We start from the raw sequence: 16,502 nt of genomic DNA, 5'->3' as shown, positions 1-16,502 counted from the left end.
GCCGTACGGAGGGGCGGATCAGTCGCGAGCGGGCTGCACCGCGCGGCTCTCGAAGCGGCCGTCGAGCTTGGCGACCAGGCCCGTGACCTGCCGGGCGATGTCCGGCGCGGTCAGACCGATCTCGGCCATGACCTCGCCGCGGGAGGCGTGGTCGAGGAAGACCGGCGGGATGCCGAAGTCGCGCAGCGGTACGTCGACCCCGGCGTCGCGCAGGGCCTGGGCGACGGCGGAGCCGACTCCTCCGGCGCGGCTGTTGTCCTCGACGGTGACGACGACGCGGTGGTGCTCGGCGAGCGGGGCGAGCGCCTCGTCGACGGGCTTGACCCAGCGGGGGTCGACGACGGTGCTGGAGATGCCCTGGGCGTCCAGCAGGTCGGCGATCTCCAGGCACATCGGAGCGAGCGCGCCCACGGAGACGATGAGGACGTCCGGGCGGTCCGCCTTCGGCTCCCGCAGGATGTCCATGCCGCCGGCCTTGCCGACCGCCTTGACGGCGGGGCCGACCGCCCCCTTGGAGAAGCGGACCACGGTGGGCGCGTCGTCGACGGCGACGGCCTCGCGCAGCTGGGCGCGGACCTGGTCGGCGTCGCGCGGGGCGGCGATCCGGAGCGTGGGCACGCACTGGAGGATCGACATGTCCCACATGCCGTTGTGCGAGGCGCCGTCCGTGCCGGTGATGCCGGCTCGGTCCAGGACGAAGGTGACGCCGCACTTGTGCAGGGCGACGTCCATCAGGACCTGGTCGAAGGCCCGGTTGAGGAAGGTGGCGTAGACCGCGAAGACCGGGTGCAGGCCGCCGGTGGCGAGGCCCGCCGCGGAGACCGCGCCGTGCTGCTCGGCGATGCCGACGTCGTAGATCCGGTCCGGGAAGGCCTCCTCGAACCTGCCGAGGCCGACGGGCTGGAGCATGGCCGCGGTGATCGCGACGATGTCCTCGCGCTCCTGGCCGAGCTTGACCATCTCCTCGCCGAAGACGGAGGTCCAGTCGAGGCCGGAGGTGGAGATCGGCAGGCCGGTGTCCGGGTGGATCTTGCCCACCGCGTGGAAGCGGTCGGCCTCGTCCTCCAGAGCCGGGGTGTAGCCGCGGCCCTTCTGGGTGAGGCAGTGCACGATGACCGGGCCGCCGAAGCGTTTGGCGCGCTGGAGCGCGGATTCCAGGGCCTCGACGTCGTGGCCGTCGATCGGGCCCACGTACTTCAGGCCGAGGTCCTCGAACATGCCCTGCGGGGCGATGAAGTCCTTGAGGCCCTTCTTGGCGCCGTGCAGGGTGTCGTACAGCGGGCGGCCGACGACGGGCGTGCGCTCCAGGAAGTCCTTGCCGCGGGCCAGGAACCGTTCGTAACCGTCGGTCGTACGGAGCGTGGCGAGGTGGTTGGCGAGGCCGCCGATGGTCGGGGCGTAGGAGCGCTCGTTGTCGTTGACGACGATGACGAGGGGGCGGTCCTTGGCGGCGGCGATGTTGTTCAGCGCCTCCCAGGCCATACCGCCGGTGAGCGCGCCGTCACCGATGACCGCGACGACGTGGTCGTCCTTCTTCAGGACCTCGTTCGCCTTGGCGAGGCCGTCGGCCCAGCCGAGGACCCCGGAGGCGTGGCTGTTCTCGATGATGTCGTGGTCGGACTCGGCGCGGGAGGGGTAGCCGGAGAGGCCGCCCTTGCTCTTGAGCCGGGAGAAGTCCTGGCGGCCGGTGAGCAGCTTGTGGACGTAGGCCTGGTGGCCGGTGTCCCACAGGACCTTGTCCTTGGGGGACTCGAAGACGCGGTGCAGGGCGATGGTGAGCTCGACGACGCCCAGGTTGGGTCCGAGGTGGCCGCCGGTCTTGGACACCGCGTCCACCAGGAAGGTACGGATCTCCTCCGCGAGCTGGTCCAGCTCACCGAGGCTGAGCCGGTCCAGGTCGCGCGGTCCCTTGATGCGGGTCAGCAGATCCACCCGTGCCTCCTTGCGTTTGAGCTGATCGAGCGTGCCGATCCGATGAGTCTAATGTTCCGCTACCGGACGTGAGCAGCGGGCGGCCCTGTTCGTAGCGATACCCGGACACGCGCAGGTGCCCGGCGGCCCCCCTCGGGCCGCCGGGCACCTGCGCGAACGTGCGGTCAGGCGCGACCCGCGGTCTTCTGCGTCTTACGGGTGACGGAGTCGATGACGACCGTGGCGAGAAGCACGGCGCCGGTGACCATGTACTGGATCGGCGTGGCGATGCCTTCCAGCGACAGCCCGTACTGGATCGAGACGATCACCATGACGCCGAGCAGGGCGTTCCAGGTGCGGCCGCGGCCGCCGAAGAGGCTCGTGCCGCCGATGACGGCCGCCGCGATGACGTTCATCAGGAGGTCGCCGGTGCCGGAGCCCTGGTTGGCCGCCGCGATCTTGGAGGCCCAGAACAGGCCGCCGATCGCCGCGAAGGTCCCCGCGATCGAGAAGACGGAGATCCGGATCGCGGTGACGTTGATGCCGGCGCGCCGGGAGGCCTCGACGCTGCCGCCGAGCGCGAAGATCTTCCGCCCGTAGGCCGTCCGGCGGAGCAGGAAGTCCGTGCCGACCAGGACGATCAGGAAGAGGACCAGCGCGAGCGGCAGGCCGCGGTACTGGTTGAACATGTACGCGGCGGCGAAGGCGAACACCGCGAGCACGGCCGTGCGCACGGCGATGTCGGCGATCGGCCGGGCCGGGATGCCCGCGGCCTCGCGGCGGCGGGTGTCCAGGAAGGCGGCGAGGAAGTAGCCGATCACCGCGACGGCGGCGAGCCCGTAGGCGGCGGCGACGTCGGTGAAGTAGTACGTGGTCAGCTTGCCGACCACCCCTTCGCCGTCCAGGTTGATCGTGCCGGAGTCGCCGAGCAGCTGGAGCATGAAGCCGAGCCAGAACAGCAGGCCGGCCAGGGTGACGGCGAAGGCGGGCGCCCCGATCCGGGCGAAGAAGAAGCCGTGGATCGCGCCCATCACCGCGCCGCTGACGATGGCGACGACGATCGCCAGCCATTCGTTCATGCCCTGGGTGACGCTGAGCACCGCGACCAAGGCGCCGGAGACGCCGGAGACGGAGCCGACCGAGAGGTCGATCTCGCCGAGCAGCAGGACGAAGATAATGCCCACGGCCATCATGCCGGTGGCGACCATCGTGGTGGCGATGTCGCTGATGTTCTTCGCCGAGAGGAACTCGGAGTTCATGCTCTGGAAGACGATGGCGATGATCGCGAGGCCGACGACCACCGGGATGGAGCCCAGGTCACCGCCGCTGATCTTGCGCTTGAACTCGGTGAGGTACCCGGCGAAGCCCTGCTCGCGGATGAGCAGGCGGGGGTCGACGACCGTGGCGGCTCCCTCGGCGGCGTCCGGGTTGCCGACCGGCGGCGTGTCCGCCGGGGCGGTGCCCTTGTCCAGCGAGGTGCTGTTCTTGTCCACCGTGTTGGTGGTCTCGTCGGTGGTCACTTGGAAACCTCCGCGTTGCGCGCCGCACGTCGGGTCACGGCGTTGTCCGTGGCGCCCGTGATGGCGGAGATGATCTCTTCCTGGGAGGTGGTCTTCACATCGAAGACACCGTTGTTCCGGCCCAGCCGGAGCACGGCGACCTTGTCGGCCACGGCCTTCACATCGGCCATGTTGTGGCTGATGAGGATGACCGCGTGGCCGCGCTCGCGCAGCCGCTCGACGAGGTCGAGGACCTGGGCGGTCTGCTCGACGCCGAGGGCGGCGGTCGGCTCGTCGAGGATGACGAGCTTGGGCTCACCGAGCATCGACCGGGCGATGGCCACGGTCTGGCGCTGGCCGCCGGAGAGCGAGGCGATCGGGATGCGGACGCTCGGGATCCGGATGGACAGCGTGGACAGCAGCTCGCGGGAGCGGCGCTCCATCTCCACCTCGTCCATGATGCCGAACCTGCGCAGCTCCCGGCCCAGGTAGAGGTTGCCGACGACATCGATGTTGTCGCACAGCGCGAGGTCCTGATAGACGGTCGCGACGCCGAGGTTCTGGGCGTCGTGCGGCTTGTCGATCTGCACCGCCCGGCCCTCCCACTCGATGACTCCCTCATCGATGGGGTGAACTCCGGCGATCGTCTTGACCAGCGTTGATTTACCGGCGCCGTTGTCGCCGACCAGGGCGACCACCTCGCCGGCGTGGACCTCAAGCTCTACATCGGTGAGTACCTGGACGGCACCGAAGCGCTTGGAGACCCCTCGCAACGCCAGCACGGGCGTAGCGGACACATGAACCATCTCCTTCGCCGCCTGACCGGCGGGGATGCCGCGCCCGGGGGAAGGCGCGGCGGTGTCGAGCAAAGAGAACAGATGAGGTGTGAGCGTTCCGTCCGGCGCCCCGCCCGGTAGCGGGACGGTTGGTGTGCGGGACGCCGGACAGGCTTCGTGGCGCGTGCGGGCCGGTGGGACCGGCGCTCGCGTGCGCGGGCGGGTGGGCCGCTTCGCCCCCGCGGGGGCGGGGCGGGCGTCACGGCCGGTGGTACGGCGGACGGGACCCGGCCGCTCGGGGGCGGGCCGGGGTCCCCGGGGCCCGTCGTTCGACGACAGGCCCCCCGGGGCCTACTTCAGACCGATCTTGTCGCAGGCGGCCTTGTACTTGGCCGTGCAGATCTCGTCCAGCGTCCAGATGCCGTCCTTGAGGACGGTGTCCTGGATGTTGTCCTTGGTCAGCGAGACGACCGGGACGAGGACCGTCGGGATGCTCTTGGTGGTGGCGCTGTCGACCTTCGAGGTGGCGATGGAGTCGAGCTTCTCGCCCTTCGCGAGGGCGACGGCCATCTCCGCGGCGACGATGCCTTCGGCGGGGTAGGACTTGTAGACGCTCATGAACTGCTCACCGCTGACGATGCGCTGCACGCCCGCGAGCTCGGCGTCCTGGCCGGTGACCGGCGGGAGCGGTGAGAGGCCGGCGCCCTTGAGGGCGGTGATGATGCCGCCCGCCATGCCGTCGTTGGCCGAGTAGACGCCGTCGATCTTGTCCTTGCCGAGCGCGGTGATCGCCGCTTCCATGTTGGCGTTGGCGTTCTCCGGCTTCCACTCCTTGGTGTCGTACTCCTTGCCGTACTTCACCTTGCCGTCGAGGACGGACTTGGCGCCCTTCTTGAAGAGCGCGGCGTTCGGGTCGGTGATCGCGCCGTTCATCATCACGATCGTGCCACCGTCGGCCTTGTCGCCCAGGGCCTCCAGCAGGGCGGTGCCCTGGGCCCGGCCGACCTCTTCGTTGTCGAAGGAGGTGTAGGCGTCGATGGGGCCCTCGGCGAGGCGGTCGAAGGCGACGACCGGGATGCCGGCGTCCTTGGCCTTCTTGACGCTGTTGGCGATCGCCTTGGAGTCGACCGAGCCCAGGATGAGGGCGTCGACCTTGTTGGTGATCATGGTGTCGACCTGCTGCGCCTGCGTGTTCGCATCCTGCTTGGCGTTGGCGTAGGTGACCTTCGCCTTGCCGTCGGTGAGCTCGCTGATCTTCTTCTCGATGATCGGCCGGTCGAACTTCTCGTAACGGGCCGTCTGGTTCTCGGGGAGGAGCAGACCTATCTTGAGGTCGTCGCCCTTCTTCTCCGAGCTCCCTTCGGCCTTGTCGCCGGACTCCTTGGCGCTCCCGCAAGCGGCCAGCGAGATCGCCATCGTGGTGGCGGCAACGGCAACGGCGGCACGACGCATACGCGTGTTCATTCTCGAACCTCCCTGACGAGGCCGCGACGTTGCGGCCGAGGTGGCTGGAAGTCAACTCGGCCCCAGCGCCAGCGTCAAGGAGTAAATCCTTAACGAGATGACAACGGTGCCATTCGTTATCTAAGTGAAGGCAGGAGTCGCCGCGGGGAGGGTGCTCTCCAAAAGGGTTGAATCCCCCATCTCGCTGAGCACCAGGGCGAGTGCGCCGAGCACTTCGGCACGGCCGCCGAGCGCCCCGGGAAGGACCGAGAGCTGCCGGGCGGCGCTGGGGATCGCGTAGCGCGACACGGAGTCCCGTATCGGCCCCAGGACCAGCTCCCCGGCCTCCGCCAGCGAGCCGCCGAGCACGACGCGGCTGGGGTTGAGCAGATTGCACAGATTGGCCACGCCACTGCCTATGTGGCGTCCGACGTCGCCGATCACCCGGCGGCAGCCCGGATCGCCCTCCCGGGCCAGCTGGACCACCCGTTCCATGGTGAGCCCGGGGCCGTGGCTGGGCTGGAGCAGCGGCAGGACGTAGCGGGCGGCGGTGAAGGTCTCCAGGCAGCCGCGGTTGCCGCAGCGGCAGACCGGGCCCGACTCGTCCAGCGTGATGTGCCCGATCTCGCCGGCCGTGCCGCCGGGGCCCCGGTAGATGGTCCCGTCGATCACCAGACCGGCGCCCACGCCGCTGGCCACCTTGATGTACGCGAGGTCCTTGACGCCCCTGCCGCTGCCCCAGACCAGCTCGCCCAGGGCGCCGAGGTTGGCGTCGTTGTCGACGTACACGGGCACGCCGAGGCGGCCGGAGAGCTCCTCGCTGGGGTTGATGCCCGTCCAGCCCGGCAGGATCGAGGTGGAGCCCAGCGTGCCGGACTCGACGTCGATGGGGCCCGGCACGCCGAGACCGACGCCGATCACCTTGTCCGGGCCGATCCCGGTGGCCTCGATCAGCCGCTTGACCAGCACTTCCGCCCGGTCGAACCCCTCCGCGGACGAGGCGTCGACGTCCAGCGGCTCGGACTCCTCGGCGAGCACCTGGTGGGCGAGGTTGCCGACGGCGACGCGCAGATGCGTATGGCCGAAGTCGACGCCGATGACGATGCCCGCGTCGCCGCTGAGCGAGACGCTGCGGGCCCGCCGGCCGCCCGCCGAGGTGGGGGTGACCTCGACCGTTCCGCCGTCCTTCAGCTCCCGGACGATATTGGAGACGGTGGCCGCGGAGAGGCCGGTGCTCCGGGCGATCTCCGCCTGGGTGAGCGATCCTGCCATCCGTACGGCGCGTACGACCCGCTCCAGATTGGCCCTGTGCAGCGATGTCTGCGACCCGGGAGTCTCCATCGACTCATCCACTCCTGCCCTTGGCGGGCGGTCGGTTGAGGACCGCCCCGGCCGGGGCCGCAGCGATGAGACCCCGGCTTCCTCCAACATGTGAACTCTAAGCTGACCGTTCGGGGGTGCCTCCCGTCAAGACCTGAGCACCCGCGCACCCGCACAACGGCCCGGTGCCCCGGCGGAGACTCCGCCGGGGCACCGGGTTGTTGTGGATACGTGACCTACTTCAGCGCGCCCGCCGTCAGACCGGAGACGACCTGGCGCTGGAAGACGATGTACGCGGCCAGCACGGGCAGCATCGCGATCACCAGACCGGCGAAGAGGCCGGAGTAGTCGCCCTTGTAGCCCTGGCTGGAGGCCAGCTCCACCAGGCCCTGGGCCAGCACGCGCTTCTCCGGGTCGGTGTTCAGCACCGTGGGCAGCATGTACTGGTTCCACTGCCCCAGGAAGTTGAAGATCCCGACGCTGATCAGGCCGGGCTTCGCCATCGGCAGCATGACCTGGAAGAACGTGCGGGTGTGGGAGGCCCCGTCGATGATCGACGCCTCCGCCACCGAGGTCGGCAGCGTACGGAAGAACGAGGTCAGGAAGAACACGGTGAACGGCAGCGAGTACGCGATGTACACGAGGATCAGGCCGTGGATCGTGTTCAGCAGCCCCATGTTGTCCATGACGTAGAACAGCGGGACCAGCGCGAGCATGATCGGGAAGCTCATGCCGCCGACGAACAAGAAGTAGATGAAGCGGTTGCCCGGGAACTCGAAGCGGGCGAGCACATAGGCGGCCATGGACCCGAGGACCAGGGTGCCGGTGAGAGAGCCGCCCACCACCAGGATGGTGTTCAGGAAGTACTCGCTCATGTGGGCCTGGCTCCAGGCCCGGCCCCAGGCGTCGAAGCTCAGCGAGCTGGGCAGCGACCACGGGGTGTTGAAGATGTCCGAGTCGGTCTTGAACGAGGACATCACCGCCCAGAACAGCGGCAGGACGACCATGATCGCCCACAGGATCAGCATCCCGTGCGAGAAGACGTTGAGAACCTGGCCCTCGCCGCTCTTCCTGGGGGCCGACGAGCCCTTGGAGACCGTTTTGGTGCGCTGCGCCGGGACCTTGGCCGCGTCGGCGTCGGAGGGGGACCCGGAGTGCCCGGAGGGAGGGGTGTCAGTGGTCTTCATCAGAACTCCAGCCGCTCGCGCCGGCCCACCCGCATGACGATGGCGGCGAACGCCAGCGTCACGATGAGCAGGGCGACACCGATCGTGGTCGCGTAGCCCGCCTGTCCGTCACGGAACGCCGACTGGTAGACGTACAGCGGCAGGACGGTGGTCGAGTAGTCGGGCCCGCCGGGACCGACGCTCATGATGTGGACGATCGCGAAGCCCTCGGCGCCGAGCGCCAGGATGCCCATGTAGACCCAGCCGGACTGGACCGTGTCCCACAGCAGGGGCAGCGTGATCCGGAAGAAGGTCGTGAACCGGCTCGCCCCGTCCAGCAGGGCGGCTTCGTAGAAGTCCTTGGGGATGGAGGCCATGCCCGCGGAGAACAGCACCACGAAGAAGCCGGTCGTGCACCAGACGAGGACCGCCATGATGACCCACAGGGCCAGCTGCGGATCGCCCAGCCAGTTCGGCACGTCGTCGAAGCCGACGGCCTTGAGCGTTCCGTTGATCATGCCCTGGGCCGGGTCGAAGGCGAACTGGAACAGGATGGCCACGATCGCGATCGAGAGCACCTGCGGGAAGAAGTACGCGATCTTGTAGAACCCCGAGCCCCGGACGCCGGTGACGGCGGCGCCCTTGCGGCGCCGGCCGCCCACGTTGAGCATGAAGGCGAAGAAGAGCGCGAGGCCGAGCGTCACCAGCGGCAGCAGAATGGCCAGCAGCACGCTGTGCTGCAGCGATTTCCAGAAGATGTCGTCGTCGAGCATCTTGGTGTAGTTGTCGAACCCGACCATCTTGAAGTCGGGGCTCAGACCCGTCCAGTCCGTGAACGAGTAGTAGATGGACTGGATGAAGGGCCAGATGACGAAGATGACGTACAACGTCATCGGGACCACCAAGAACCCGACTATGAACCGGTATTTACCGTGTTGCATCGTTACCGACTCCGACCTTCCCGTGCTGCCCGCCGCTGGTGACGCGTGGTCACTGGTGCTTGAAGTGCTTGATGGACTGGTCCTTGGCGGTCGCGTCGGCGAAGGCCTGGATCTTCTTGATGGTCTCGGCCGGCTTGGCACGGCCCGCCATCATCTCGCCGAGCGCGGCGACGCCGATCTGCTCCTTCTGGAGCTTCACGTACCAGTCCTGGAGGCGCGGGTTGACCACGTTGGTGCCGGCCTTCTCCAGCGCGGCGACACCGGACTTGAGGCCGTCGGAGAGCTCGATGCCGTCCGTGCCGCCGTTGAAGGCGGACAGCGACTTCGTGCTGGTGGTGAAGGACTTGGAGGAGGCCTCGCTGAGCATGATGCGCAGCTGCTCCATGCCGCCCTCGACGTTCTTCGCCTTGCTCGGGACGATGAACGGCTCACCGCCGGACGCCCAGAGGGTGCCGAAGGGCATCTTGTCCGAGGAGTCGAGGCCGGAGGGGGCGCCCACGGACAGCTTGAAGTCCTTGGGGATGATCGCCGCTTCCTCGTTCTCCACCCAGGAGCCGTTCGGGATGAACAGCGCCTTGCCGCGGGCCCACGCGCCCTGCGAACCGCGGTGGTCGAGGCCCGGGGTGCCCTTGAGGATGTAGTCCTTGGCGACGAGCTCGTAGTACGCCTCGAAGGCCGCCTTGACCGCGGGGTGCTCCCAGGCCTTCGGCTCCAGGTTGTCGATCGCGTCGAGGACCTCGACACCGCCGATCTTGGCGATGAAGGGGTACAGCGAGAAGGGGAGGTAGTAGGGGTGCTTGCCGGGGTAGGTCCAGCCGGCGATGCCCTGCTTCTTCGCCTTCGCGCAGAGCGCGAGCATGTCGTCCCAGTTCTCCGGGTACGTGGCGTCGAGCTTCTCCAGCGCGGTCTGGGAGTACCAGACACCGTAGACCGTGTACGCGTAGTACATGATCCAGACCGGGTCGCCGTCGAACTGGCCCATCTCGACGATGCCGGGCCGCAGCGTGTCGCGGACCTTCTTGGCCGGGTCGTCGATGGAGGGGGCGTCGAGCAGCGGGGTCAGGTCGGTGAGCTGCTTCTTGCCGACCAGGACGCCCATGTCCATCTGCTGGGCGCCGGAGTTGTCGATCAGGTCCGGCGGGGTGCCACCGTTGAACCGCGGCTGAAGAACCGACTGGATCTTCTGCGTCGCCGAGAACTTGACCTTGGCCTCGGGGTAGGTCTTCTCGTAGACGGCCTTGGCGTCCTCGGCGTACTTCGTGCCGAAGCCACCGTCGAAGATGACGATCTCCAGCGGTGCGCTGCCGTTGACGGCCAGCGGGTTCTTGTCGCTCTTTTCGCCCTTTTCGACCTTGTCGTCGGTGCTGCTGTCGCCGCTCGCGCAGGCGGACAGGAAGCTCATCGTCGGAACAGCGATCAGGCCGAGTGCGGCAGAACGCTTGATCAGATCGCGACGGCCAAGGCCCTCATTGTTGTGGGCGGAGGTGGATCCCATGCTCAAGTCCTCGCCTTCTCCAGGACTCAGGCGGTGTACCGGTCACCCGTCGAAACTCGCCTCAGGCGAAGGGTCCCGCCACCGCGGTCAGTTGCGCTTGGGTCATGCGGATATGCAGATGTACCGGACAAGCCGGTGCAGTGGGGATGCCGGGAGACCGTACAGCGAGGACACCCCCGGCGTCCTCGCGACGTTCCTGTTTCCCCCGCGCACACCCGCGTGAAACGGCTGTGCAGATGCCGACAGGTATAGTCCACTTGTCGCCAACTGAGCAAGATCGAAAGCAGGTTTGGGCGGCAGTCTTTCCCGAGTTGAGACCTCACGGATACCTCGGCGTCCCGCGCTCTCCTCCCGCGGCGGCTATTTCCGCATTCCGGCCGATTCGCCGACGGACCCCGCGACAACACCCTTGACACGTCCTGTCACTTGGCTCCCTACTGGACCTTGCATCCCGCTATGACAACGTTGTCCAGGCATTTTCCCGGGGAGGAACGGCTCGGCATGCAGCCACCACGCGGCCTCAACCACGGCTCCGACACAGCCCCTCACGCGGTCCCCCGCCCGGCCCCCCGCCGGAGACGGACCCCCACAGCAGCAGCCCTCGCGGCATCCCTCGCCCTGGTGGTGATCGCCCCCGCGGTCGCCACCGCGCAACCCTCCTCGCCGGACCGGAAGCCGTCCGGCGACCGGGCCTTCGCCACCTCCTTCGAGGCGGACGAGCGGCAGCCGGACTGGCGCAGCACCGTCGAGGAGGGCCCCGACGGCAAGAAGAAGTCCTCCGGCGTCGACGGGGGCTTCTCCTCCGGCATACCGGGCAATGTCACCGACCGGGTGACGGAGGTCCGTGCGAGCGCCGAGAACACCGCGGGCGGCGAGGTCAAGGAGAACCTCGTCGACGTCGAGCCGGGCTCCAAGTGGCTGACGTTCGCGAAGACCGGCTGGGCCGAGTTCGACCTCGACGAACCCGTCAAGGTCGTGACGTACGCGCTCACTTCGGCCAACGACCACGCCGAGCGCGACCCGAAGGACTGGACACTCCAGGGCTCGGCGGACGGCAAGGAATGGACCGACCTCGACACACGCACCGGCGAGAGCTTCGCCAAGCGGCAGGAGACGAAGAGTTACGACTTCGCGGGCGACGCGGCCTATCGGCACTTCCGGCTGGAGATCACGAAGAACAACGGCGCGGACGCGCTCCAGCTCGCCGACGTTCAGTTCTCGAACGGTGACACCTCCACGCCGGTGCCCGACGAGATGCGCAGCCAGCCCGACCGCGGCCCCTCCGGCTCCCCCACGGCGAAGTCGGGCGCGGGATTCACCGGAAAGAAGGCACTGCGTTACGCGGGTACGCACACGCCCGACGGACGCGCCTACTCGTACAACAAGATCTTCGACGTGAACACGGCCGTCACCAAGGACACCGAGCTGTCCTACCTCGTCTATCCGCAGATGGGCGAGACGGACCTGAACTACCCGGCCACGCACGTCGCGGTGGACCTGGCCTTCACCGACGGCACGTACCTGAGCGACCTGAAGGCCACCGACAGCCACGGCGGCCTGCTCACCCCGCAGGGCCAGGCGGACGCCAAGCGCCTCTACGTCAACCAGTGGAACAAGGTCGCCGCCCGCCTCGGCACGGTCGCCGCGGGCAAGACGGTCGACCGGATCCTGGTGGCGTACGACTCCCCCAAGGGGAAGGCGAAGTTCCAGGGCTGGATCGACGACATCACGATCGCCCCGAAGAAGCCCGAGAAGCGCAAGGCGCACCTGTCGGACTACGCGCTGACCACCCGCGGCACCAACTCCAGCGGCGGCTTCTCGCGCGGGAACAACATTCCGGCCACGGCGGTCCCGCACGGCTTCAACTTCTGGACGCCGGTGACCAACGCCGGTTCGCTGAGCTGGCTGTACGACTACCACCGGGGCAACAACGCGGACAACCTCCCCACGCTCCAGGCGTTCGGCGCGAGCCATGAGCCGAGCCCGTGGATGGGCGACCGGCAGACCTTCCAGCTGATGCCCTCGGCCGCGAGCGGCACCCCGGACGCGTCCCGTACGGCCCGCGCGCTGCCGTTCCGGCACGAGAACGAGACCGCGAAGCCGCACTACTACGGCGTCACCTTCGAGAACGGCCTCAAGGCCGAGATGACCCCGACCGACCACGCGGCCCGGATGCGGTTCACCTACCCGGGCAAGGACGCCAGCCTGATCTTCGACAACGTCTCGAACGACGGCGGCATCACCCTCGACCCGAAGACCAGCTCCTTCTCCGGCTACACGGACGTCAAGAGCGGCCTGTCCACGGGCGCGACCCGGATGTTCGTGTACGGCGTCTTCGACGCGCCGGTCACCGACAGCGGCAAACTGAAGGGCGGCGGGGGCGACGACGTCACCGGGTTCTTCCGCTTCGACGCGGGCAAGGACCGCACGGTCAACCTGCGCCTGGCCACCTCCCTGATCGGCGTCGACCAGGCGAAGCAGAACCTGGCCATGGAGATCCCGGAGTCCACCTCCTTCGACCGGGTGCAGCGCAAGGCGCAGGGCTCCTGGGACGACATTCTGGGGACGGTCGAGGTCGAGGGGGCCAACGCCGACCAGCTGACGACGCTCTACTCCAGCCTGTACCGGCTCTACCTCTACCCGAACTCCGGCCACGAGAAGGTGAAGGGCAAGAACAGGTACGCCAGCCCCTTCTCCAAGGCGACCGGTGAGAACACCCCGACGCAGACCGGCGCGAAGATCGTCGACGGCGAGGTGTACGTCAACAACGGCTTCTGGGACACCTACCGCACGACGTGGCCCGCCTACTCCTTCTTCTCCCCGAAGAAGGCCGGCGAGCTGGTGGACGGATTCGTCCAGCACTACAAGGACGGCGGCTGGACCTCCCGCTGGTCCTCTCCCGGCTACGCGGACCTGATGACCGGTACCAGCTCGGACGTGGCGTTCGCCGACGCGTACGTCAAGGGCGTGAAGTTCGACGCCGAGGCGGCCTACGACGCGGCGCTCAAGAACGCCACCGTGGCCCCGCCCTCCTCGGGTGTCGGCCGCAAGGGCCTGGAGACCTCGGTCTTCACCGGTTACGCGAACACCGCGACCCACGAGGGCCTGTCCTGGTCCCTGGAGGGTTACGTCAACGACTACGGCATCGCCCGCATGGGCCAGGAGCTGTACAAGAAGACGAAGAAGGCGCGGTACAAGGAAGAGTCCGAGTACTTCATGAACCGGGCGCAGAAGTACGTCAAGCTCTTCGACGACAAGGCCGGGTTCTTCCAGGGCAAGAAGCCCAACGGCGACTGGCGGCTGCCCTCGGACCAGTACGACCCGCGCGTCTGGGGCTACGACTACACCGAGACCAACGGGTGGGGCTACGCCTTCACCGCCCCGCAGGACAGCCGGGGCCTGGCCAACCTGTACGGCGGCCGCGCCGGCCTGGGCAAGAAGCTGGACACGTACTTCTCGACGCCGGAGACAGCCGGCCCGGAGTTCGTCGGCAGCTACGGCGGGGTCATCCACGAGATGACCGAGGCGCGTGACGTGCGGATGGGCCAGTACGGCCACAGCAACCAGGTCGCCCACCACGCCACGTACATGTACAACGCGGCCTCGCAGCCCCACAAGACGCAGGAGAAGGTCCGCGAGGTGCTGGGCCGGCTCTACGTCGGCAGCGAGATCGGGCAGGGCATCCACGGCGACGAGGACAACGGCGAGCAGTCGGCCTGGTTCCTCTTCTCCTCGCTCGGCTTCTACCCGCTGGTGATGGGCAGCGGGGAGTACGCGATCGGCTCGCCGCTCTTCAAGAAGGTCACCGTCCGCATGGACAACGGCCGCAAGCTGGTCGTGAAGGCCCCGAAGAACAGCGACAAGAACATCTACGTGCAGGGCGTGAAGGTCAACGGCAAGAAGTGGACCTCCACGGCGCTCCCGCACGACGTGCTGGCCAAGGGCGGCACGCTGGAGTTCGACATGGGCCCGAAGCCGTCGGCCTGGGGCACGGGCAAGGACGCGGCCCCGGTCTCGGTGCAGAAGGACGACAAGGTCCCGACGCCCAAGGGTGATGCGCTGAAGGGTGCCGGGGAGCTGTTCGACGACACCTCCGCCACCTCGGCGACGGTCGAGTCGGTGGAGCTGCCGGTGTCCTCGGCGACGAAGGGGATCCAGTACACGCTGACCTCGGCGGCGGCGGCCAAGGCACCGAAGGGCTGGACGCTCCAGGGCTCGGCCGACGGCAAGCAGTGGAAGGACATCGACCGCCGCTCCGGCCAGTCGTTCGCCTGGGACAAGCAGACCCGGGTGTTCTCGGTGGACAAGCCCGGCTCGTACGCGAAGTACCGGCTGGTACTGACGGGTTCGGCGACGCTCGCGGAGGTGGAGCTGCTCTCCTGATCGTCACGCGGTGAGCGCCGGCGGCCGGTACCCCGAAGGGCGGGGTGCCGGCCGTCGGCGTTCCTGCCCGTCGGAGGCCTGGGGGGAGATCGAGGTCCACCCCGGCCGGGGGCTTTGTGGCGGGGTGACGCTCACTCCGGCTGGAGGCTTTCGGGCAGGGCCAGGTTGAGCGCGGCGACGACCGGCCGACCGTGCTCGGTGCCGAGCCGGGAGACGGCGCCGGTGGCGAGCTGGAAGAGCCGGCCCTCGGCCGGGGTCAGGCCGAGGTAGCGGGCGGTGAGGACGCGCAGGAAGTGCGAGTGCGCGACGAGCGCGATGTCCTCGTCCCCGACCTGCTCGGCTGCCGACCGGACGCCCGCGAGCACCTGGTCGGCCCGCTGCCCGATCTGGGCGGGGCTCTCCCCCGGGTGCTCCGGGGAGCCGGGGTCCACGCCGTCGGTCCACAGGTTCCAGAAGGGCCGGGTGCGGCGGATCTCGCGGGTGGTGATGCCCTCGTACCCGCCGTAGTCCCACTCCCGCAGCTCGGGGGTGACCCGGGGGGCGGGGAGTCCGGCCAGTTCGGCGGTGCGGCGGGCCCGGATCAGCGGGCTGACGAGCGTGAGCCCGATGTGCCGGTCGGCCAGCAGCGGGACGAGCGCGCGGGCCTGGCGCTCCCCGACGTCGGTGAGGGGGAGATCGGTGTAGCTCGTGTGCTGTCCGGAACGGGACCATTCGGTCTCGCCGTGCCGGATGAGGATCAGCTCGCCCATGGGGGTCCGTTCGCTTCCTGTACAGGTGGTGCCGGTGGTGCGGGTGGGGCCACGTACCGTAAGCCCCGCACCTGAACGACTTCCCGTGGGGGGACCACATGTCCGACAACTTTCCGCCTCCGCCGCCCGAACAGCCGCAGCCGGAGCGCCGGCTTCCGGTGGGGGCTGTTCCGGCGGCGGAGCCTTCGCCGTGGGCCGCGCCCGCGGCTCCGCCGCACAAGCAGCGTACGGGGCTGATCGTGACGCTCGCCGTGGGCGGCGGGCTCATCGTGGCGGGAGCGGTGGTGGCGCTCGTCTACTCGATGATGTCCTCGGTCCAGGACGCCATCGCACTGCCGCCGGAGCGGTCGGACGCGCCCTACTCCGAACCGTACGACGAAGGGCCGTACGAGGAAGAGCCGTACGAGGAAGAGCCGTACGCCGATGAGCCGTACGCCGACGAGCCGGCGGAGCCCACGCCGGAGCCCACCGCGGCCGAGCCGGACGTGGAGGAGGACGTCACGATCACGGCGTGCACGCGCGATCCGCAGATCGGATGGCAGTCGGCGAAGGTGAAGGTCGTGAACGGCTCCTCCACGACGGCGAGTTACACCATCGGGGTCGAGTTCCTCGACAAGGACGGCGCGAAGGTCGCCGACGGCGTCACCGGAGTGGTCGACCTGGCGCCCGGCAAGAGCGTCGTCGACGAGGTCCACGGCCTCGGCGAGGTGCCGCGCGGCACGACCTGCCGACTTGTCGACTTCACGCGGGTGCCGACGGAGGGCTGAGGCGGCCCTCCGCCGGCGAAGGCGGGAGGAAGACGGCGCAAGGGCCGCACCC

At 68.6% G+C, this 16,502-nt stretch carries 11 protein-coding genes; 2 read left to right on the top strand and 9 right to left on the bottom strand.

Features of this window, described 5'->3' with window-relative positions; genetic code table 11:
* Nucleotides 1–18 precede the first annotated feature (18 nt).
* The 8 genes from dxs to ngcE form a co-directional block, all read right to left on the bottom strand.
* On the bottom strand, nucleotides 19–1,932 hold the full coding sequence (gene dxs, locus ACFWRV_RS32955; protein WP_384339582.1) for a 1-deoxy-D-xylulose-5-phosphate synthase: 1,914 nt from the start codon (nucleotides 1,930–1,932) through the stop codon (nucleotides 19–21).
* Between the two features lie 164 nt (nucleotides 1,933–2,096).
* Nucleotides 2,097–3,431, bottom strand: a complete 1,335-nt coding sequence (locus ACFWRV_RS32950; RefSeq protein WP_384339581.1) for a sugar ABC transporter permease — start codon at nucleotides 3,429–3,431, stop codon at nucleotides 2,097–2,099.
* A complete protein-coding gene (locus ACFWRV_RS32945) occupies nucleotides 3,428–4,216 on the bottom strand; it encodes an ATP-binding cassette domain-containing protein (RefSeq protein ID WP_384339580.1) in 789 nt (262 codons plus the stop codon). The genes ACFWRV_RS32950 and ACFWRV_RS32945 overlap by 4 nt, the downstream gene beginning before the upstream one ends.
* A gap of 321 nt (nucleotides 4,217–4,537) precedes the next feature.
* Nucleotides 4,538–5,650: a sugar ABC transporter substrate-binding protein gene (locus ACFWRV_RS32940; RefSeq protein ID WP_384339579.1), complete on the bottom strand. Its 1,113-nt coding sequence runs from the start codon at nucleotides 5,648–5,650 to the stop codon at nucleotides 4,538–4,540.
* A 120-nt stretch (nucleotides 5,651–5,770) separates the two neighbouring features.
* Nucleotides 5,771–6,970, bottom strand: coding sequence for an ROK family transcriptional regulator (locus ACFWRV_RS32935; RefSeq protein WP_128851134.1), 1,200 nt, complete (start codon nucleotides 6,968–6,970; stop codon nucleotides 5,771–5,773).
* Between the two features lie 215 nt (nucleotides 6,971–7,185).
* The gene (locus tag ACFWRV_RS32930; RefSeq protein WP_384339578.1) at nucleotides 7,186–8,136 is read right to left on the bottom strand and encodes a carbohydrate ABC transporter permease; all 951 of its coding nucleotides are present in this window, start codon (nucleotides 8,134–8,136) and stop codon (nucleotides 7,186–7,188) included.
* Complete coding sequence (locus ACFWRV_RS32925; RefSeq protein ID WP_384339577.1) at nucleotides 8,136–9,056, bottom strand: carbohydrate ABC transporter permease; 921 nt, start codon at nucleotides 9,054–9,056, stop codon at nucleotides 8,136–8,138. The genes ACFWRV_RS32930 and ACFWRV_RS32925 overlap by 1 nt, the downstream gene beginning before the upstream one ends.
* Nucleotides 9,057–9,105: 49 nt before the next feature.
* The gene (ngcE, locus tag ACFWRV_RS32920) at nucleotides 9,106–10,551 is read right to left on the bottom strand and encodes an N-acetylglucosamine/diacetylchitobiose ABC transporter substrate-binding protein (protein WP_384339576.1); all 1,446 of its coding nucleotides are present in this window, start codon (nucleotides 10,549–10,551) and stop codon (nucleotides 9,106–9,108) included.
* Between the two features lie 501 nt (nucleotides 10,552–11,052).
* On the opposite strand from ngcE, the gene ACFWRV_RS32915 reads away from it, so the two are divergent.
* The gene (locus ACFWRV_RS32915) at nucleotides 11,053–14,934 is read left to right on the top strand and encodes a GH92 family glycosyl hydrolase (protein ID WP_384339575.1); all 3,882 of its coding nucleotides are present in this window, start codon (nucleotides 11,053–11,055) and stop codon (nucleotides 14,932–14,934) included.
* A 131-nt stretch (nucleotides 14,935–15,065) separates the two neighbouring features.
* On the opposite strand, the gene ACFWRV_RS32910 is transcribed toward ACFWRV_RS32915, so the two are convergent.
* Entirely contained in the window at nucleotides 15,066–15,683 is a 618-nt protein-coding gene (locus ACFWRV_RS32910) for a histidine phosphatase family protein (RefSeq protein WP_384339574.1), read from the bottom strand.
* Between the two features lie 98 nt (nucleotides 15,684–15,781).
* On the opposite strand from ACFWRV_RS32910, the gene ACFWRV_RS32905 reads away from it, so the two are divergent.
* Nucleotides 15,782–16,450, top strand: a complete 669-nt coding sequence (locus ACFWRV_RS32905; protein ID WP_384339573.1) for a hypothetical protein — start codon at nucleotides 15,782–15,784, stop codon at nucleotides 16,448–16,450.
* The last annotated feature ends 52 nt before the right edge of the window (nucleotides 16,451–16,502 follow it).

It is taken from the genome of Streptomyces sp. NPDC058576, from assembly GCF_042718715.1.
Taxonomy (GTDB): domain Bacteria; phylum Actinomycetota; class Actinomycetes; order Streptomycetales; family Streptomycetaceae; genus Streptomyces.
This window is presented reverse-complemented; position numbering and strand designations above follow the sequence as displayed.

Excerpts from the sequence above, each read along its gene's own strand:
- ACFWRV_RS32935 (WP_128851134.1), bottom strand. The coding sequence starts at position 6,970 with ATGGAGACTCCCGGGTCGCAGACATCGCTGCACAGGGCCAATCTGGAG.
- ACFWRV_RS32905 (WP_384339573.1), top strand. The coding sequence starts at position 15,782 with ATGTCCGACAACTTTCCGCCTCCGCCGCCCGAACAGCCGCAGCCGGAG.
- ACFWRV_RS32925 (WP_384339577.1), bottom strand. The coding sequence starts at position 9,056 with ATGCAACACGGTAAATACCGGTTCATAGTCGGGTTCTTGGTGGTCCCG.
- ACFWRV_RS32910 (WP_384339574.1), bottom strand. The coding sequence starts at position 15,683 with ATGGGCGAGCTGATCCTCATCCGGCACGGCGAGACCGAATGGTCCCGT.
- ACFWRV_RS32940 (WP_384339579.1), bottom strand. The coding sequence starts at position 5,650 with ATGAACACGCGTATGCGTCGTGCCGCCGTTGCCGTTGCCGCCACCACG.
- ACFWRV_RS32945 (WP_384339580.1), bottom strand. The coding sequence starts at position 4,216 with ATGGTTCATGTGTCCGCTACGCCCGTGCTGGCGTTGCGAGGGGTCTCC.
- ACFWRV_RS32930 (WP_384339578.1), bottom strand. The coding sequence starts at position 8,136 with ATGAAGACCACTGACACCCCTCCCTCCGGGCACTCCGGGTCCCCCTCC.
- ngcE (WP_384339576.1), bottom strand. The coding sequence starts at position 10,551 with ATGGGATCCACCTCCGCCCACAACAATGAGGGCCTTGGCCGTCGCGAT.
- ACFWRV_RS32915 (WP_384339575.1), top strand. The coding sequence starts at position 11,053 with ATGCAGCCACCACGCGGCCTCAACCACGGCTCCGACACAGCCCCTCAC.